The sequence below is a fragment of the Fimbriimonas sp. LA-C6 genome (assembly GCF_055398105.1).
Genome location: NZ_AP038796.1, coordinates 706,393 through 725,937, shown reverse-complemented (window position 1 = coordinate 725,937; position 19,545 = coordinate 706,393). Strand labels below are relative to the sequence as shown.

The 19,545-nt window shown below is 54.3% G+C and carries 16 protein-coding genes; 6 read left to right on the top strand and 10 right to left on the bottom strand.

Annotated features, from left to right (window positions below; all coding sequences use genetic code 11):
• Positions 1 to 2: 2 nt before the first annotated feature.
• Positions 3 to 803: a hypothetical protein gene (locus tag ACZ51B_RS03415; protein ID WP_464295830.1), complete on the bottom strand. Its 801-nt coding sequence runs from the start codon at positions 801 to 803 to the stop codon at positions 3 to 5.
• 150 nt (positions 804 to 953) lie between these two features.
• Between ACZ51B_RS03415 and ACZ51B_RS03410 the strand changes: the two genes are divergently transcribed.
• From ACZ51B_RS03410 to trmFO, 4 genes are all read left to right on the top strand, one after another.
• A complete protein-coding gene (locus ACZ51B_RS03410; protein ID WP_464295829.1) occupies positions 954 to 1,244 on the top strand; it encodes a hypothetical protein in 291 nt (96 codons plus the stop codon).
• Positions 1,245 to 1,263: 19 nt separating this feature from the next.
• On the top strand, positions 1,264 to 2,346 hold the full coding sequence (gene leuB, locus ACZ51B_RS03405) for a 3-isopropylmalate dehydrogenase (RefSeq protein WP_464295828.1): 1,083 nt from the start codon (positions 1,264 to 1,266) through the stop codon (positions 2,344 to 2,346).
• 586 nt (positions 2,347 to 2,932) lie between these two features.
• A complete protein-coding gene (gene asnB, locus ACZ51B_RS03400; protein ID WP_464295827.1) occupies positions 2,933 to 4,810 on the top strand; it encodes an asparagine synthase (glutamine-hydrolyzing) in 1,878 nt (625 codons plus the stop codon).
• A 191-nt stretch (positions 4,811 to 5,001) separates the two neighbouring features.
• A complete protein-coding gene (trmFO, locus tag ACZ51B_RS03395) occupies positions 5,002 to 6,390 on the top strand; it encodes a methylenetetrahydrofolate--tRNA-(uracil(54)-C(5))-methyltransferase (FADH(2)-oxidizing) TrmFO (protein ID WP_464295826.1) in 1,389 nt (462 codons plus the stop codon).
• Here trmFO and ACZ51B_RS03390 read toward each other — a convergent pair.
• The 7 genes from ACZ51B_RS03390 to ACZ51B_RS03360 form a co-directional block, all read right to left on the bottom strand.
• A complete protein-coding gene (locus tag ACZ51B_RS03390) occupies positions 6,379 to 7,122 on the bottom strand; it encodes a hypothetical protein (protein ID WP_464295825.1) in 744 nt (247 codons plus the stop codon). The two genes, trmFO and ACZ51B_RS03390, sit on opposite strands and share 12 nt — an antisense overlap.
• A 215-nt stretch (positions 7,123 to 7,337) precedes the next feature.
• Positions 7,338 to 7,943, bottom strand: coding sequence for a hypothetical protein (locus ACZ51B_RS03385; RefSeq protein WP_464295824.1), 606 nt, complete (start codon positions 7,941 to 7,943; stop codon positions 7,338 to 7,340).
• A 61-nt stretch (positions 7,944 to 8,004) separates the two neighbouring features.
• The gene (locus ACZ51B_RS03380; protein ID WP_464295823.1) at positions 8,005 to 8,988 is read right to left on the bottom strand and encodes a hypothetical protein; all 984 of its coding nucleotides are present in this window, start codon (positions 8,986 to 8,988) and stop codon (positions 8,005 to 8,007) included.
• 36 nt (positions 8,989 to 9,024) lie between these two features.
• Positions 9,025 to 9,960: a hypothetical protein gene (locus ACZ51B_RS03375; RefSeq protein WP_464295822.1), complete on the bottom strand. Its 936-nt coding sequence runs from the start codon at positions 9,958 to 9,960 to the stop codon at positions 9,025 to 9,027.
• 8 nt (positions 9,961 to 9,968) lie between these two features.
• Positions 9,969 to 10,865, bottom strand: a complete 897-nt coding sequence (locus tag ACZ51B_RS03370) for a hypothetical protein (RefSeq protein WP_464295821.1) — start codon at positions 10,863 to 10,865, stop codon at positions 9,969 to 9,971.
• Between the two features lie 62 nt (positions 10,866 to 10,927).
• Positions 10,928 to 11,842 carry a hypothetical protein gene (locus ACZ51B_RS03365; protein ID WP_464295820.1) on the bottom strand — a complete coding sequence of 305 codons (915 nt, stop codon included), beginning with the start codon at positions 11,840 to 11,842 and terminating at the stop codon, positions 10,928 to 10,930.
• Positions 11,839 to 12,582 (bottom strand): hypothetical protein, encoded by a 744-nt coding sequence (locus ACZ51B_RS03360; RefSeq protein ID WP_464295819.1) that lies wholly within the window; start codon positions 12,580 to 12,582, stop codon positions 11,839 to 11,841. Before ACZ51B_RS03360 ends, ACZ51B_RS03365 begins: the two co-directional genes overlap by 4 nt.
• Before the next feature lie 311 nt (positions 12,583 to 12,893).
• Here ACZ51B_RS03360 and ACZ51B_RS03355 point away from each other — a divergent pair, with 311 nt between their 5' ends.
• Positions 12,894 to 14,816 (top strand): DUF2961 domain-containing protein, encoded by a 1,923-nt coding sequence (locus ACZ51B_RS03355; protein ID WP_464295818.1) that lies wholly within the window; start codon positions 12,894 to 12,896, stop codon positions 14,814 to 14,816.
• A gap of 1,498 nt (positions 14,817 to 16,314) precedes the next feature.
• On the opposite strand, the gene ACZ51B_RS03350 is transcribed toward ACZ51B_RS03355, so the two are convergent.
• A complete protein-coding gene (locus ACZ51B_RS03350) occupies positions 16,315 to 18,468 on the bottom strand; it encodes a GH92 family glycosyl hydrolase (RefSeq protein ID WP_464295817.1) in 2,154 nt (717 codons plus the stop codon).
• Positions 18,469 to 18,652: 184 nt separating this feature from the next.
• Between ACZ51B_RS03350 and ACZ51B_RS03345 the strand changes: the two genes are divergently transcribed.
• The gene (locus ACZ51B_RS03345; protein ID WP_464295816.1) at positions 18,653 to 18,970 is read left to right on the top strand and encodes a hypothetical protein; all 318 of its coding nucleotides are present in this window, start codon (positions 18,653 to 18,655) and stop codon (positions 18,968 to 18,970) included.
• Here the strand turns inward: ACZ51B_RS03345 and ACZ51B_RS03340 are convergent.
• The gene (locus ACZ51B_RS03340; RefSeq protein WP_464295815.1) at positions 18,967 to 19,518 is read right to left on the bottom strand and encodes a DNA-3-methyladenine glycosylase I; all 552 of its coding nucleotides are present in this window, start codon (positions 19,516 to 19,518) and stop codon (positions 18,967 to 18,969) included. The genes ACZ51B_RS03345 and ACZ51B_RS03340 overlap by 4 nt on opposite strands.
• Positions 19,519 to 19,545: the final 27 nt, after the last annotated feature.

Below are 19,545 nucleotides of genomic sequence, written 5' to 3'. Positions count from 1 at the left end.
AACTAGGAATGCAGTGTAACGTTGATGTAACTAAGCTTTTTCGATCGAACCTTCATGTCCGCAAGCTCCTTGGTGGCTCTGTTCAGCTCCTCATCAAGGTCCTTAATAATCGGAGCGTCATCGGTGAAATCTCGCAGGGCAGCGGTTCGCTTCTTCTTCAACTCCAGAACCTGCGCCTCCTTCTTGGTGATCTCCACCTCATCGTCGGTCACGTCATCCTGAACGTTCACAAACCCCGGATCAAACGACTCACTGACCGAAGCAATAGGCCCCATAGACGTCCGGATCTTCGTCGCCAACGAAGAACTCTTCTCCTTGGCAATCCGAATCAACAAAATCCGCCCGCTTGGCCCACCACTACTCTCAGAGTCCGCAGCAGAAACAATCCGCCCACCCGCATCCGAAACCAAAACCCGGATCTTCGCCTCCGCAGAGTGAAGATCTCCCCCAGGCACATGAACACCGGAAGAGTCAGGACGAAAAGGCTCCAGCGATCCCTGAAGCGGACCAGGAATAGGTAGTCGAGAAACACTCGGATCGTTGGGAGGGGTCTTGGCAACAGGTGTCGTACCAGATTTAGCTGCTTCAACTGGCTTCGGCGTGGTAACAGGAGCCTCCGGCGCACGAAGAGGAGCCTGAATGGGCACATAAGTATCCGCCACCAAGTTCGACTTAGAAATCTGCGCACCGCGCAAGTTCCATCCAATTGCCAACCCAATAAGAATCCCCAACCCAGCCCCAGCGCCCAAAGTCACCAGGTTCACCGTATTCTGTCCGCGAGGCTGTGAGGGAAGTTCGTTCATAACACTTTCGTAAAGTCCAACACCTATCGTTGAACGGACGTGCCAAAGCCGCCATCTGCCGCGTAACATTACGAGGCAAGTTCAATCTACCGCGCCGGACCAGCATTTGATCCCTCCCATCCGGCATCATCTATCAAGTGGTGAGGCTTCTTGGACAATAACTGGCTCGCATACGGAGGCGCCTACTGGGTGATCGGAATCTCGTGGATCGGTTTCGCCATCGTCCACTACATCACGGCACACCGTCTTGGCAAAGCCACACGGCTAGAACACGATGGCTGCTTGCTAGGCATTCTCAACATCCTCCTCACATTCCTAGGAGGCGGTATCGGACTGATGGTCCTCAAATATCCCTACTTCCTCATCAGTTCACTCGCCGGGGCCGCATTTCTGCCCGCAACCGCAACATTCCTCTGGATACGACGCACGGCACGCCACTAACACGCCATAATCTGAGTCCATGCCGCGAAAAATCGCCGTTTTGCCGGGCGACGGAATTGGCCCAGAAGTTACTGCCGAAGCTGTCAAAGTCCTAAAGGCTACGGGAGCCGAATTCGAATTTGAGGAAGCCCTAGTCGGAGGTGCAGCCTACGACGCCACAGGTCACCCACTCCCTCCTGCAACCCTTGAACTCTGCAAGTCTGCCGACGCGGTGCTCTTCGGAGCTGTTGGCGGCCCCAAGTACGACGCAATTCAGCCACCCGAGCTACGCCCTGAGATCGGAGCCCTCCTCGCTCTTCGAAGAGAACTCAATGTCTGGGCAAACGTACGGCCTGCAAAAACTCTCAAGCCACTCATCAAAGCAAGCCCGCTGAAAGGCACCCACGGCATGCTCGACCTCGTCGTGGTCCGAGAACTAACCGGTGGCATCTACTTCGGTCAACCAAGAGGACGAAGCAATGAAGGCAATACCGCCATCGACACATGTGTCTATCACCGACACGAAATCGAGCGCATCACCCTCCGAGCCTTCGAAATCGCCCGCAAACGACGCAAAGAAGTCGTCAGCGTCGACAAAGTAAACGTTCTAGAAACCTCCAGACTCTGGCGAGAAGTCGTCTCAGAACTATCCGCCCAGAACCCCGACGTCAAAGTCACCCACATGCTGGTCGATAACTGCGCCATGCAGTTGGTACGTGACCCAGGTCAGTTCGATGTAATCCTCACGGAGAACATGTTCGGAGACATCCTCTCTGACGAAGCCTCCATGCTCACCGGCTCACTGGGACTCCTGCCATCTGCATCTCTCGGTGACATCAAGCAGGGCGGTTCGACCTTCGGCCTCTACGAGCCAGTGCACGGCTCAGCACCAGACATCGCCGGACAGGGCAGAGCCAACCCAATCGCTGCAATCCTAAGCGCTGCCATGCTCCTCCGCTACTCATTTGGAGACGAGCGACAAGCCGACAGAATCGAGCGGGCCGTAGAACATGCGCTAGAAGCCGGATTAAGAACACCGGACGTTTACGAAAAAGGAGCTCGCCTGGTATCCACCAGCGAACTCGGTGATGCAATCGCCTTCAAGCTAGAAGCCACTCACTAGACAAAACCGATTGGGGAAGCTCTTTTCCCCAATTCAGGCCACAAAGACCATTTCATGTCTTTGTGGCCATTATTTTGTATATTCCTCTGATCTAACAAGTCTTTCGAGACATGGGTATCGAGATGGTTCACCAGGATATGCCTTGCGTTCTTACACAGCATTTGCACTCGCTATCGGATTCGATCGGATATCTGAAAATTGTTTGAATAGTGTTAAGGCGTCAGTAATGTGAAGGTTTTTCACTAAAAGATTAATACTCATCTTTTTTGAGTACCTAAAATGGAAAAATTGATGAACTCTTGAAGGTCATGCAGCCGTCTAGAGGGTTCATCTGTATTGCCTGCGGTACCATATGTCGGATTCGTGTGATCGAGAGCTGTTCTCGAACGTAAAATCCAAATAATGGTGGGAAGGGAAGTCGTAAAAGACGCTGACTCGTTCCTGAGTAGCAAAAATAGTCGGAATGAGAGCGCCGACTATGCTGCACAAGGATTCTGTTCGCACGATGATTTGAACCTAATTGCTTGTTGTTTCCAAATTATTTTGTATTGGGCATCAACTTGAATTAGGTGGTTTCAAATCTCGAATGTGCGGCATAGCAGGATCATTAGTTACCTCGAAGGTTAACAGAAAAATAGACGTCGACGCACTGGTCCAATCTCGCGACCTGATGGCAGTCAGAGGCCCAGATGATAAAGGCCTGTACATCAGTCCAAACGAATGTGTGGGGCTGGCCCATCGACGCCTTTCTATCATCGATACATCTTCCTTAGGCCACCAGCCTATGGCTAGCAGTAATGACAGGTTAATCGTCAGTTTCAATGGCGAAATCTATAACTATCTAGAACTCAAAAAGGACCTGCAAAACCAAGGAGTTCAGTTTAGGACTGGAAGCGATACTGAGCTCCTACTACATCTCTACCAACTGCACGGCAGAGAAATGCTCAACTATCTAAGAGGCATGTTCGCTTTCGCGATATGGGATGTCGAAAAGCAAGCCCTCTTTATCGCTACGGATCCGTTTGGAATAAAACCTTTGTACTACTCATGGGATGGTTCGAGCCTTCACTTCGCATCGCAGGTAAAAGCACTCTTTCCTCACAAGAATATCGATACTAGCCCCAACCCAGCGGGCCACGTAGGTTTCCTTCTCCTAGGATCCGTCCCAGAGCCTCATACACTCTATAAGGGAATCAAGGCAATCGGAGCCGGCAGCTACATCTGGGCCGATCTTGAAGGAACCTTCGAACACGGAAAATGGCTCAGCATGGAGCGAGAAATCGCCAAGCTTGGACAGCAGCAAAACAAGCTCACTCAGAAAGAGAGTCAAGAACTCTTCCGAGAAAGCCTCCTGGACTCAGTGAAGTGCCACCTTCTCTCCGACGTTCCGGTCACGGTGTTTCTCTCGTCAGGTCTCGATTCCACAACGCTCGCATCACTCGCGGTAGAAGCCAGTGCCGGCCCAGTCAACACAGTCACGCTCGCGTTCGAAGAATTCAAAGGCAAGGATCTAGACGAAGCACCCTTGGCCGAGAAGTTCGCTGCCGAACTAGGCACAAAACACTCCACCATTTACATCTCAATCGAAGACTTCCAATCGTCCTTCGATAACATCCTGGCGAACATGGACCAGCCCAGCATCGATGGGATCAATACCTACTTTGTCAGCCTGGCAGCGGCACGCAGTGGAGCGGTCGTCGGACTATCGGGTCTAGGCGGAGATGAACTCCTCGGCGGCTACCCCTCCTTCCACCAGATCCCAGGCCTGATCAACAAGATCGGACGCGTTCCATTCAGAAACGCTTTGGGCAGAGCATTTACAACTCTGGCAGCGCCCATCGCAAAACGGTCCAGCAAGCCGAAGTCAGCCGGCCTGCTTCAATACGGGGGAGATCTCGCAAGCGCCTACCTCCTTCGCAGAGCGCTCTATATGCCCTGGGAACTAACCGACATTCTCGACGCAGACTTTGCCGCCCAGGGCCTAAAGGAACTCAACCTCATCCCAGAGATGAACTCCACCATTCACGGCAACTCAAATCAGTTCCTCGAAATCTCCGCTCTGGAAACAAGTTGGTATATGCGCAATCAACTCCTCCGAGATTCGGATTGGGCAGGAATGGCCCACTCCATCGAGATTCGAGTCCCATTTGTGGACATCAACCTCTGGAGAAGTGTGCTCCCGCTCATGGGAAGCGCGCAAGGCCCAATGCTAAGCAAACAAGATCTGGGCGCGGTGACAAGACCCGCTCTGCCAGAGTTCATCAGCAACCGAGCGAAAACCGGATTTGCAATTCCGCTCAAAAACTGGTTAGCAACCACGGTCCTGAAAGACTCTGATCAACCAGAACTCCGTGCGTGGGGAAGATATCTCTACGATCATAGAGATGTGCAACAGGATGGAACCAATCGTTCCTTGGCAACCACCCGAAGAAGCCCATTCACTGATTCGCGGTTAGTATGTTAGTCGCCCGAATTCTTAAAATCCGTTAAGCCTCCAATGTGAGGCACGGTTATCGTAGAAACTATAAGTCTGAAGTCAAACCGTGACTTCAGACCAGATAATGAATTGCCCGCACCAGAGATTCTGGAGCGGGCCTTTTTTTATGCCTACTTCCTAGGTGCTCGCCTCTCCGAAACGCTGCCATACTCTTAACTGTGATAACGGTTGTCGGCGGTGGTTTCGCAGGCGTTGAGGCTGCGTGGGCAATCGCAGAACGCGGCATTCAGGTTCGGCTTTTCGAGATGCGACCCACTCGAAACACCCCAGCCCATACCACCCAATATTTAGCAGAGCTCGTCTGCTCCAACTCCCTCAAGTCCAAACTCCCAACCTCTCCAGCAGGCCAGCTAAAGGCAGAGATGGAAGGACTCGGCTCAGTGGTTCTCGCCACCGCCTACCAGCACGAAGTCCCCGCAGGCGAAGCCCTCGGAGTTGACCGCGACGAGTTCGGCAAAGCAATCACCGAAAAGCTCGCCTTCCATCCCCTCATCGACCTCAGAAGGGAAGAGTTCACCCCCCAGATGGCCGAGGACATGCTCACCAAAGGCGAATACTTCATCCTCGCCACCGGCCCCCTCACCTCCCCAGAACTCGCCGAGTGGCTAGCCAACAAGACCGGTAGAGCACACCTCTACTTTTACGACGCCGTCAGTCCCACCGTCGAAGCCAGCAGCCTCAACCGCGACATCATCTTCGCCCAAAGCCGTTACGACAAAGGCGAAGGCGACGACTACCTAAACTGCCCCTTTGAGAAAGACAACTACTTCGAGTTCGTGCGCGCACTCGTCTCCGCCGAGCGAGCACCCATCCACGCCTTCGAAGCAGGCGGTAAACGAGACCTAGAAAACGACGGAGTAAGCCTAGAAGAGAAGCTCCTAGAGAAGATCAAATACTTCTCCGGCTGCACCCCCATCGAGGCCATCGCAGAAAAAGGCGAGCGCTCACTGGCGTTCGGAAACTTTAAACCAGTCGGCCTAACCGACCCCCGCACCGACCGCCGTCCCTACGCAGCACTCCAACTCAGACCCGAAAACAAAGAGAAGACCCTCTACAGCCTCGTAGCCTGCCAAACCCGCCTCAAGTGGGGCGAACAAAAGCGCATCTTCCAAATGGTCCCAGGAATGGAAAACGCCGAGTTCGTTCGCTTCGGAGTCATCCACCGCAACACCTACATCGAAGCCCCCCGAGTCCTCCAGGCAGACCTAGAGCTCAAAGAACACCCCAATGTCTATGTTAGCGGTCAGCTCACCGGCGTCGAAGGCTACGTCGAAAGCGCTGCCATGGGAATCTATGCGGGCATCCAAGCCGTCCGACGCTACAAAGGCCTAGACCCAGTCATCCCCCCCCGAGCCTGCGCATACGGCTCCCTGGTAGCCCACCTACAAGACGACACCCCCCGAGAGTTCGCCCCCATGAACATCAACTGGGGCCTACTCCCAGACCCAGAAGTCCCCATCCGCGACAAAGCCGTCAAACGAGCAGGCAAAATAGCAGCCGCCAAAGAAGCCTACGCCACCTGGAAGACGGAAATCCTAGCGATCTAAAGCCTCAATAGCAAGCTCACGCATCAGCCGCCTGTAGCTTCGATAGTGAAAAATAAAGCACACATTGTGGTGAAGAGCTGAAGCCAACACCATCAAAGTCGGCGTTCCTCTTAATGCCGAAAAAAACAAGAACATCCCCACCTGGCCTGCGATAATGCCAACGATGGTCCCTCTCACATAATGGTCAATCTTTGGATTGAGACGAAGGGGAACCATCTGAAGCGGCGCAGACGATGGTGGTCGCGTCTCAGACCACTTAATAATCTCTTGCCACTCAGATGGAGACCCCCTCTTAGATCGAAATCCTGACAGCACAAGAGTCACTTTTCTGCAAGGATGCAAGATTCCTATGGTCAATTGGCCGATCGGTGGTGACCACGTCTTGCCAATCCGAGACGGATTGGTAACCGTTGGTACGTGATAAATCTGCTGTCCTCCAAGGACGAACGAAGTCTGCTCGCCGCTAAAATGCAGCGCGTTATTCTCAATCCAAATCTCACCAATATCTGAGCCAGTGATAATGCCTTCCTGAGCAATATCAATCTCAACGGTCCTGCTGAAACCCTCACTAATCCGGGCCAGTTCCCGAACGCGATTGTTGCGTCGTAGATGAAGCAAACCGAGAGCCGCGAGAGAATAGGCAGTTGCGAGCCCCAGGCACAATGACATGCCAAACAGCGTGGTAACGAAAGGCACCGAGTAGATCAACGAGAAGCCATATACGGCAGCCATTGCTGCTGTCGAATACACACAATGCGACCACAACTTTCGAAAATCCCGTTGTATAGTGGCGCTTCGCTCTGTATTGAACCACTCACCCGGTTTTGCTATCTCCGTTCGGAACTCCTGCCGAAGTGACTCACTTTCGCTCTGATATTGCTGCATCAAACCACTCGATCAACAAAGGGAGGCGCAGCGTAAACCGAATGACTAGGCGGATACTGCCGCTAACTGCTAGTCGGTACGCCACTTCTCAAGAACTGCTTCAAGTTGTCTTCAAACAACGCAACCGATTGCTTTCGACTGTCCGACTGAAACACCAGCGGCCTAACATCAATAACATAGACACCCGCCGGATGACCTAGACACACTCTGCCACCCTTTCCCAAACTGCTCAAATCCTGCGAACCAATCACAAAACTACTTCGAAAGCCGTTAAAACACAGCGCATCATTCGCGAACCAAGCAACGCCCCGATCCGCACCGAGCGGCTTTCCCTGAAGCGAGTATCGCACCTCAATGAGACACTGCGTCACATCATCCGGGTTCTCAAGAATCGTTAGGTCATTGCCACGCGCCACAATCCCAAAACTCGAATAAACCAACTCAGCTACCCGAACCACACAAATCAAAGGAACAAACATCAACAAGCCAGCCGCGGGGATCCCAGAGGCAACGCCGACAACTGACAACACCCCAAAAACCAAAGCAGCCATCCCACAGAACAGGAGCACGATCCGATGGTAAGCCACAAAAGCCTTGAGCTGAACCCAATCCGAACTCCCCAGATCAGCTGCTACGTGGTGCCACTCACTCTCGCGTGGCGAAGCCATTGTTTCCGCTTGTGGCACCAATCTCGTCTCGAGTTCAAACAACCGATTCTCAAGCGACCCATCACCCATCCTGATGCACCCGCTCAAAAGCACGAATCCGCCGCCGCGTTCGAATAGCCCTCACCCGACGCCACACACGTGAAAGCAGAAGGTAACCCCCTCCAACCCCAACGCACAGAGCCACAATCTTCACAAAGTCCCCAGGCTCGTTCCATGAAACTTGTCCAAAGAAAGCGGCAACCAGACCCAAGGCCCCTACGAACAAACCCACAAAGAGCAGCTCAAGCAGCAAATGCCCCGCAGTCGTAGACAGAGTCGCAGCACCCGGACCAAGTCTTCCAGGTGGCAACTGACCGCCACCCACTTTGGAATCACTCCAGATAAAATCGTGCAAGGCCGTTTTCAACTGAGATTGATGAAACGCATGATTGCCCGGCAGCCGCTCGTCATATCCAATGCTCACCACCCTGCTGCCAACAGGACCCCGCTTATCTAACGCCAGATTGTATTGGTTGTAAACACCATAAAACGAACGGCCACTCAAAAACAGATTCGCAGCACCACCAGCAAGGTCTTCACGCGTCAGTGCAAAAGAGGAGTACTGTCCCGAAAAGTAAAGATGGTCATCCTCCACCCAAACCACTCCAGAATCCGATCCGTAAACAAAATCCTCCTCCACATAATTAATGGAGACCAGCCAGTGTTTGTCGCTCCAGTCACCCGTATCGCTCGTGTTCTTCCACTTTTCACCATCCTGGATGCGATACCCCACGGACAGACATCGCGCCAGCGCCAAGCATGCAACGACGACAAGGATGCATAAAACATCTACACGATTTGAGCCGCCGCTTCCCAACAAGCAAAACACTGCAAACAGGAGCAGAGCAACGGCAAGGGGACTTTTCGTGAGCAGTTTCTTAACCAACCCAACATTCGGCCGAGTCGCCACCCACTCCTCGTAACTCACCAACCAAGCCGATTCCGAACCAGCACTATAAGGAGCTGCAACAAACTCAACAGTCTCCTTCGGCTCGGTTCTCCACATACCAAACTCATTATAAGGTGTCCCCACCCAACACCCCTAGGACCGCCGGCGCCGATCCTTCAACCGAAAACGAACCATCGTAAACGCCGCCAAAACCCACTTAGAAGCCGCGCTCACCGCTACCACCAAAGCACCATACGTAACCCACTCAGGCGGGTAACCGAACAAGATGCAACTGACGCCAGCCACCACAAAGCCAACAAAGGCTTTAGCAACCGTGTCCAGCGTCCCATCCACCAGCATCTGACCCAACGTAAAACTCCCCGGCCCCCGACTGCTAGGCGGCAACTGCCCGCGAACACCTGTCCGCCTCCTACGCTTAAACCCCAAAATAGCCTGACGAAGAAATACGTGGTCCCCCGTCGTATAGCCAGGACACCGCTTGCTATAGGAAATGCTGATCGACCGCTGCCCAACCCTCCCACGCTCCTCCAGAGGAATATCAATCTCGTGATAAACCGCGTTGGAACAAGGGTGCAAAAAGTGAAACAACCAAGAGGACCGAGCAACATCATCCGGAGTGATCGCAAAAGACATCCGACGCCCCGAGAAATAAAGTCGCCCATCCTCCAGCCAAAGCGCCCCCATATCCGTCCCCGTCACCAACCCCGCCTCAATCAGCCGAATCTGCACCATCCACCTCTCCTCATAGATAGCGGCCTCATACATATCCCGCGTATCGCCCCACTTGTCCTTCTCACAAAGCAACACCAGCGAGGTAATGAACCGAGCAATCAGAGGCACCAAAAGAAGCACCAAGACAATCGAGAGCAAGGCGGCGGATGAAGAGATAAAGTAACACAGAGCCACAATGCCGGCCCCAGATGCCAAAGCCCATAAAGCAGCATTCGCACGACGAATCGAAGTCGACCCAGGCTCAGACCCCACCTGGAGCCAGTCCTCATAAGTGACAATCCAAGGAGCCTCCCGAGCCACCAACTCCCCCTCCTCCTGAATCTGAATCGTCTCCATCAGAACCCCTATCTTAGTCCACTCAGCCGTCGCTTCCGAGCAATGTTCATCTGGCGATAAACACGAATGAACCGAGCCGTTCCACGATTGCGCATAGTGATGACCAGATCAGTAAGCGCCGGTACAAGAGCCCAAACCACTGCGAAACGAGTAGATCCAACCCAAGACCACGATTCAATAAAGATCATGCCAAAAAACCATCCGCCAGCACGAACACCAATACGGAACACCTCTTTGGCCACAACAACCCAGAATCTGTCCGGGGTCAGAGCACCAGGCCCAAGCTCCGTTGGTGGCAACTGCCCGTGCCGTCCACGATCCCCGAGCCACAAACACATATCGATTGCCTCAGTAAGGTCGTTGGATGCAAGTGTTGTGAAATCACGACACTCCGGTCCGAAATGCAAGCTAACCATCCGCTGTCCAAACATCCCATGGTCGTTCAAAATCAGGTTCCGTTCATGATGAATCCCAGGAATCGTCCTCATTTTGCGTTGGCGTAAACCTGCCTGGTCAGAAACATCATCTCGGGTCAAAACAAAAGATGTCCGCTTGCCTGTGAAGTAGATTCTCAAATCATCAATCCAGAGAACACCAGAATCGGATCCAGTAACACACTCACCGTCAAGGAAGCTTACAGCGACGTACCAGCTTTTGCCCTTAGGGAGGACCTCGTACATGTCACTGAACATCGCCCACCTCTCAGCCTGCATCAGGTTATTGGCTTCGCTCAAAAAGTAAGAACCAAAAGCAACCACAACAAAGAATGCGAAAGTCCATGCAATCACGTACTGACCGTTTACGTGACCGATCGCAAAACCGAGCACTCCAATAGCAGCGAGACTAATGACCGCAACATGCCTCTCACGTTGAAGCGTTTTCACAATCAGTTCCCGCCTTTCCAAGGCTCTCTTCTTCAGCCACTCCTCATAGGTCAAAAACCAAGGGGCCACCTCGGAATCAACGCTCACTTCCAACCCAACCGAGTCGCATAAATCCCCCGAACCCACCGGGGTCCGTGCAAACAGCGAAACGCCAAAACCGCTCCAGCAACCCCCACAACCAAAGCAACCGACCAAGGCGTCCCACCCGAATCCAAAAACACAGGCAGGCGAGACACACCCCAAGCCACCCCAACAAAAACCCCAACTGGAATCAAAAACACGCGCCTAGCCAACACCAAATACCCCGTCGAGCTCAGAGCCCCAGGTCCAATTGTCCTCGGAGGCAACTGCCCACCATGTCCAACAGGATTCAAATTCAAAAACCGATTCAGTGCTGAACTCAACTCCAGATGATCACGACCAGAGAACCGCCTGCAACCAGGCCCATACTCAATCGAAAGAACCCGTGAATCTCTCAACTGCAAGACACGCTCAAAATGCACACCCTTAAGCCGTTGAAACGAATGTAGGAACAAACCTGCCGATTCCCCCAGATCATCCCGCGTCAGAGAAAACGAAGTGCAATTGCCGTAAAAATAAAGCTGCGAATCGTCAAACCACAGCACCCCATAATCCGAACCCGTCACGCGATCCCCATCGTGAATTCGAACCCACACATACCAGTCCTGCAACCCAGACGTGTCTTCCTGAATCCGTTCAGACAGTGCTTTGAAATATCTCGCTTCAGTAGTACGGTAGTCGCTCACCAAAACGCACGAAACCAGGAGGCCGATCAAAGGAACCGTAAATCCTAACCAATCCACAGCCAGCGAAAGACCGCCAAGCACAACCATCAAAGCAAGCAAAGGCCACAAATCCCGCAAAACCTGACGCAAGAACTGCTTCCTCAAAGCGCGCTGATCACGCCGCCAAGCTTCGTAAGAGGTAAACCAAATCCCTTCCCGAGCAACGCTCGAACTCGCAGGAATCACACTCATGAGATCTTGTGATCAGGTGGGTACTGGCGAGCACGCGAACTCTTGGGTGTCTCCGCCCTAAACTTAGCAAACGACTGCTGGAACTTCCGATTAGCCCGCCAAGAAACATGACGCCCAGAGTCAACCGGCACCAGACTAATCCAAAACTTCGCCTCAGGATGAATCAAGGGAAGCGCAGTCTCTTTCCTATCCACATAAGGACCAATCGCTAGATAGACCCGCAACATCTTGGCCCCAATCACGTCCTGACCGCCCACCACAAACGAGCACCCATGTCCACTAAACATCACGCAGTTGTCCTCGAACCAACAAACACCCCGGTCTATGCCAACAAGGTCCGCGCCACGCCAAATCTCCAACGCAACCAAGCAACACTCCGAGTCGTCCCGATCCTCAAACAACGCTAGGTCGTACTCGCTAGTTTCATTCCCGCCAATGGTCCCAATCCGCGGAGCAGCCCAAATTCCAACGGCAGATTGAGCAAGCAACCCCCACATCCACCCAGGCTGCCCATGCAGTAACAGCCAGCCCACCAAAGAGAACTCGCTGCACATTAAAAAAAGGACGACCTTCGCAGCGACGATCCGGCGTCCGTAAACATCCGCCAACTCGGTATGACGGCGCTTAGCCGGTCCATTCCACTCGCCCATCACCACGCCAGACTCATGCCGTAAAGAGCCATTCGACACAAACTCGTCGCCATCCGATAAAAACTCAAATCCAACTGGAGGCCCGCTCATCCTAACTCTTACAGCCGCCCTTTCAGAATAGCGCAAGAACCCAAAACTCCAAATCTCATAAACAACAAAGGGCTGCCGAAGCAGCCCCCGTTGCTGTAACCTTCCTCAACTCCCGACCAAAGAAGCTGAGTATTTTCAATATATCCATTCCTGGATACTTAACAGTAACAACGAGCTAAACCACCAGTTTGCTTCAACTTTTGGAAATAGACCTACGCTCATGTTAAAGTTGTAATGTGCTTGCATTAAGTATAACGGCGTGCTGGATCAGCATCATAAACCCAACTACCACGGCAAACGAAACTGTCAGTGTGAAGTCACTCCTCCCACAAATGTGGGACATGCGGTATCTCACCCGCCCACCGAAACCCGCCTTCACCATGGCCCAAGCCAGCAGCTACGACCGAGCCTCCAACCCCGGCCCCAACCAAGACCCGTTCGCAAACGGAGATGCAGGTCAGTTCGTGCGTACCGAGACAACAAACGGACGCACTGAGCAAGTCATGGCCGACCTAAAAGGACCCGGAGCCGTCGTCCGAGTCTGGAGCGCCAACCCGCAAGGCACCATCCGCTTCTACTTCGATGGCGAATCCGAGCCCAGACTCGTCGCCCCGATGAAAGACCTCCTCACCGGCAAGCTCAACCCATTCCTACCGCCCTTCGCCTACATGGCCTCCGAGGGCACAAACCTCTATTTCCCCCTCCCCTACGCAAAGAGCCTCAAAGTAACCGCCGAAGCCACCAAAGGCCTCTACTACCACGTTGGCTACCGAACCTACGCTCCCAGCACCAAGGTCGAAACCTTCAACCCAACCACGCTCCCGAAACTCGCCAAACAAATATCCGAAACCGCCGACCACCTAACCAACCCCCCAGCCACAAAACCCAAGGCCGCACGCATCTCGGTAGAGCCAAGAAAAAGGGAACTCCTATGGGACATCCCAACCCCCGGCACCGCAACCGAATTCAAAGTCCGAATCCCGTTCGCCCAGAGCATCCGTGAGATGGACTGGACCGACCCCAATCAACCCCACAACGTCCTCCGGAACCTCCTCCTAGAAGTCGACTTCGATGGCGAACGCTGCATCCAATGCCCGCTCGGCGATTTCTTCTCAACCTCGCCAGGCATCAACCCGCTCAAATCTCTCCCCTTCGAGGTCCGTCCCGACGGCACCCTCGTCTGCCGCCTACCCATGGCTTTCACCCAAAACATGAAGGTCTGGCTCAACAACGTAGGCCCGGTCGGAGTAACCGCACAGTCCGAGCTCACGCTCGACAACCGAAAGCCAGCAGCAAACTCCTACCACCTCTACGCACAGTGGACCGCCGAGCACCAGCGAACCCGCCCCATGCATGACATGACCTTCCTCAACGTCAAAGGCGAAGGCTACTGGATAGGCTCCAACCTCCACATCGGAAACCCCGTTCCCGACTGGTGGGGCGAAGGCGATGAAAAGGTCTACGTCAACGGCGAAACATTCCCAAGCACCTTCGGAACAGGCAGCGAGGACTACTACGGCTACGCATGGAGCTCCCCCAAGCTGTTCCAAGACCCCTACCACGCCCAAACCCGATGCGACGGTCCCGGCACCCGAGGCCACGTCAACGTCCACCGCTGGCAACTCTTCGACCCCATCCCCTACACCTCATCCCTCATATTCGATCTCGAAATGTGGCACTGGGCAGACGTCAAAGCCTACGTAGCAAGAACAGCCTACTGGTACGCCAAACCTGGAGGCACCGCCCCAGCCAGAATCAACAGAGCCCTCCTAGCACCCCCCGAATACGCCAAGATGAAACCCGTCAAAGGAGCCATCGAAGGCGAATCGCTCCAAGTAGCCGAACAACACGGCGGCAAACTAGAGATCCAAGACGGCTTCTGGGAACTCTCCGACGGCAAACAACTCTGGTGGAAAGAAAGCCAACCCGGAGACAAAATCACCCTCAAACTCCCCATCAAAGAGTCTGGAACCTACGAGGTCATGGCCAACCTCTGCCACGCCAAAGACTACGGCATCCACAAAATCAAACTCAACGGCAGAGAAGTAAAAACCATCGACTTCTACAGCCCAAACCTAGAATGGAAACTGCAATCCCTAGGCACATTCCGCCTAGAAAAAGGCGAAGCGACCCTAGAAGTCGAATGCCAAGGCAACAACCCCCAAGCCATCCCCGCCCGAATGTTCGGCCTAGACTACCTACTCCTAAAACCTAAGAATGCCTCGCCCAATTAAGCGCATCACTGCTTCGCTGCTCACGGTCATTCCGTCAGCAGCGTTACCCCTTCTAATAGCCACTCGGACTGCTTATAAAGACAACTACAAGTTCCTCTAAGGCCACTGACCCCACCAAGTCTCGGTAGGCACAATCAAATTCCAACCCGACAAATTCGAAGCAGCCGACTCGGGCCAAGGAGGCGAAGAACGCTCGTACCGCTGGCAAACCAACGCAGAAGACCCAACGAAAATCTCAGAAGGCGAGCTAACAGCCCCAGCCTTCAAACAAACCAAACAACAAACAAACTTCAAAGAGTGGACCAACCACACCTAGTCCAAGTCAACCGCTGCACTCTCCTCCCACACAACCTCTGAACCAAATTCCGCCTCACCTGCGCAAAAAACTAACCCATCGCCAAAGACACGCAGCCACCACAGATAACCATCCAAACCTTGTCGATCGATCAACAATGCCCAAGCGCCCGTCAAGAAAACTCAGAGATAGTGCCAAACCCACAACTCACGTCCGGAAGCGCCAACGGCGCGACCTCATATAAGCCCAGGTCGGAGCAAAGCGCAGGCCTGGGAAAGCGCAGCTTTAAACCAGGGGTGGGTGCTGCGAATGCAGCACTGGGGCGGGAACGAAGCCGTCCCTTCCTCATAAAAACAACCTATCAACCTATCCGCCCAAACAAGTAAGCCCAGACCGGAGCAAAAGGCCTGCCCAGGAAAGCGAAGCCTACGTCCGGGGGGCAGTGCGGCGAACGCAGCATCAGGGCGAAACCAAAACTGTCCCATCCACATTCTCCCCAGCCCCGAATGGGGCGCTCCGTCCCAACCAAGGAGGCTGTCCTGAGATGAAAATCATGTCGAACTCAGATCTCCTGTGACGCTGAAGGCGTCCAACCCTTGGGTCGCCGACCCAAGGTGAACTCCCCCAACCCCGCACCCTGGCAGGGGTGCCAGAAGCCCCCAAGCCCCAACTATGCCCAACCATTTTGAAATGTATGAGGGCCGTCTCATTTAGTCAAGCCACACTCTCCCCAGCCCCGAATGGGGCGCTCCGTGCGAGCGAAGGACAAGCGAACGCGCAGTCCTGGTAACCAAACCACCACCAACCCAAAGTGCTGTATGCACGCTCCCCCTCCCCTCCAAAGCATCCCGAACCGGATACCGGACAGCAGATGCCACCCCCCTGAACCTATCCAAGCGAAACCGCAAACCACGTCCGAAAGCGCCAACGGGCGCGACCTTATACAAGCCTAGTCCGAATCGCGCAGGGCCAGGACAGCATCCTAAATCCTAAAGGAGTGGGTGCAGCAAATGCAGCACCAGGGCCGGAACCTCAAGAAGACAACCTACCCGCCCAAAGAAGGACGCAGCCTCACACGTTCGACCTAAAACACTGAAAAGAGCGACACCTTCACATCCATTCCGAGTGCCGCAGTCGTGAGACAGATCGAAAAAATCGTATGAGTCGCAAGCATTCTCGTGACGAGAATGCCTGCGTGTTTTCCTAGTTGCCCCGAAACTCTAGGGTGCCGCCTTGGGTTAGGGCTTGGTGGGAGATCTTGTGATTCTCCAGTTTTTTGCCGTTCCAGCGGACCTCTTGGACGTGGTCTTTGTGGACGTCTAGGTTCTTGGCGATGATGCGGATGGTTTTGCCGTTTTCTAGTTTGACGGTCATGTTGTTGAACATGGGGACGCCTAGGACGTACTCTCCGGAGGCTGGGTCTACCGGGTAGAAGCCCATGACTGAGAAGATGTACCAGGCGCTCATTTGTCCGGCGTCGTCGTTGCCGCAGAGGCCGTCGAACTTGTCGACGTACATTCGGGTTCGGACTTCTCGGATGTACTTTTCGGTGAGATCGGAGCGGCCGCCTAGGGTGAACATGTAGGCGGTGTGGTGGCTGGGTTCGTTGCCGTGGGCGTACTGTCCGATGAGGCCGGAGACGTCTTCTTGCGCGCCGATCGGGTGGTTATCGAGTGCGAAGGTGGCGGTGAGTTTCTCGATGAAAGGTTTTTCGCCGCCGTAAAGGCTGATCAGGCCCGGAAGGTCGTGCATGACGAGCCAGTTGTACTGCCAGGAGTTGCCTTCGGTGACGTAGCGTGGTTCGTAGTCCAGGCGGACTGGGTTGTAGCCTGGGACGAACTTGCCGTCGGCAGTTTTAGGGCACATGAGGCCTTGGGCTGGGTCGAAGACCTGTTTGTAGGCTTGTGCGCGTGCCCAGTAGGTTTCGGCGAGATCTTTTCTGCCGAGTTTGGTGGCCATTTGCGAGGCAGCACCGTTAGCATAGGCGAACTCCAGGGTTTTGGAGACCGACTCATCGGTTTTGTCGCTGGGGACGAAGCCGTATTTGAGGAACTCGGACTGGCCTCGGCCTTGGTGGAGGAGGGATGCATCTACGGCTTTGAGGGCGAGTTCAGGGTCGATACCCGGGTTGCCGTTGACGATGGCGTTTGCGACTGCTGGGACGGCCGGGTCGCCAATCATGCAGTAGGTTTCGCAGCTGGCAAGTTCCCAAACGGGGAGTTCGCCGCGGATCTTGTAGCGATCCAGCATGCCGTTGATGAACTGGGCGTTCTTGGATGGTTCGAGGAGCTCGAACATCGGGTGGCTGGCGCGGTACGTGTCCCAGAGGGAGTAGACGTGGTAGTACTCGGAGCCTGCGCTTGCCTGGTGGATTTTGTGGTCCATGCCCATGTACCTTCCGTCGGCGTCTTGGTAGAGGCTGGGGTGGATGTAGGCGTGATAGAGGGATGTGTAGAGGCTTCGCTTCTCAGAGTCGGAGCCGGTGGTGACTTGGACCGACTTGAGCTGCTTATCCCACGCGCTGTTGGCTTCTCGGACATACTTGTTGAAGTCCCAGTGTTTGGCGTCTGCTTCGAGGTTGGCCCTGGCTCCGTTGGGGTCGACGTTGGAGATGCCGACTTTGAGCATGACGACCTGGTCGTTGGTGGCGTCGAAGGTGGCGAAGGCGTCCAGTGATTTGAACTTACCTTCGGCTTCGGTTTTGCTTTGCTCCTGTTTGTTGTCGATGGCGATGCCGTAGGTCTTGGCTGGCCGCGAGAGTTTGGCAACGAAGAAGAGGCGTTGGTCGTTGGCCCAGCCGTGGGTGAAGATGGAGCCTTCGACCTCGGTGGGGCTGATCCACTTGACGGAGGAGTGGTAGCTGTTTTGTCCGCCGATGTTGTGGTTGATGTCGAAGGTGATGTTGGCTCTTTCCGTTTTGGGGAAGGTGTAACGGTGGATACCGTTTCGCCTGGTAACGGTCATCTGGGCGCGGACCTTGGGATCTTGGAGGAACACTTCGTAGTAGCCGGCTTTTGCGATCTCTTCTTTGTGGTCGAATCGCGATTTGTAGTCGGCTGGGCTGAACTTTACGTTATCGACATTAGGAGCGATGAGCACATCGCCTAGGTCTGGACAGCCGGTGCCGGACAGGTGGGTGTGGCTGAAGCCGAGAATCGACTTGTCGTCGTGGTGGTAGCCAGAGCAGTGCTCCCAGCCGTCGGTGCCCGTATCAGGGCTGAGCTGAACCATGCCGTGGGGCCACGTGGCTCCCGGGAAAGTGTGTCCTGGACCGCCGGTGCCGATCATTGGATCGACGTAGCGGGTGACTGATCCGGGCCCCATGAGGGCCAAGGCTGCGATGAGGGAAAGAGCCATTGAGTTGCAGTTTACTCACGCCGGAAAGCGATTTTTCGTATGCATAGTATGTGCATGTTATGGCTTACGAATGAGGTCTGTTTTGGTGTCCAAAGGATGAGTTTGGAGCCGGTAGTAGCAGGGATCTGTGGGCGAATTTGAATTTGAACGGTGAATATCGGGTGGTTCAAACGTAGATAACTGAGTGAGAGTAGCTGGCCTCCTGGCTCGGTATCTGTGGTGGTGGATGCTCTACTTTATGCGACGTCCCTGGATGAAGCATCTTCAGCGTCGGACGATGGAGGTGGTTCCTTCTTTTAATCGGGAGCGAACTCGTCGTTCGTTTGCTCAGCAGAATGCGTTCGCGCGCCGATATGGGTTGTTGCTGCTGACGATTGCGATGAATCTGTTGCTAGCGAGCATTATTTTGACCGTGTGTGTCGAGGTGGTGCTTTGGCTGGTCGATGGTGGCTATTTGCAGGTGCCGGACAATTTGCGGGAAAAGATTGATTCGGGTTCTTAGAGGTTGCGGCGGAAGCAGTCTTCTGCGTGGTCGTTGACCATCCCCACGGCCTGCATCCAGGCGTAGACGATCACGGGTCCGGCGAACTTGAATCCACGTTTTTTGAGGGCCTTGGCAATGTCTTCGGAGAGCGGAGTCTTTGTGGGGACATGTCCTGTTTGGTTGACGATGGGTTCGTTGCCGGCCATGGACCAGAGCAATGTTGAGAAGTCTTCGCCCCTCTCTTGCATGTCGAGGTAGGCCCGGGCGTTGCCGATGGTGGCCTCAATTTTGGCTCGGGACCGGATGATGCCGGGGTCTTCAAGAAGTCGGGCGACGTCCTTTTGGGTGTATTGGGCGATGACGACGGGGTCGAAGCCTTCGAAGGCCCGGCGGAATCCTTCGCGGCGTTTGAGGATCATCGACCAGGAGAGGCCTGCCTGGAAGCCATCGAGGATCAGTTTTTCCCAAAGTGCGCGGCTATCGCGTTCGGGGACTCCCCATTCTTCATCGTGGTAGGCCTGCATGAGCGGATCAGTGCCGACCCAGGTGCATCTGTTAACATTCATGTCTGTCGCTCATTGTAAATGGGGCTC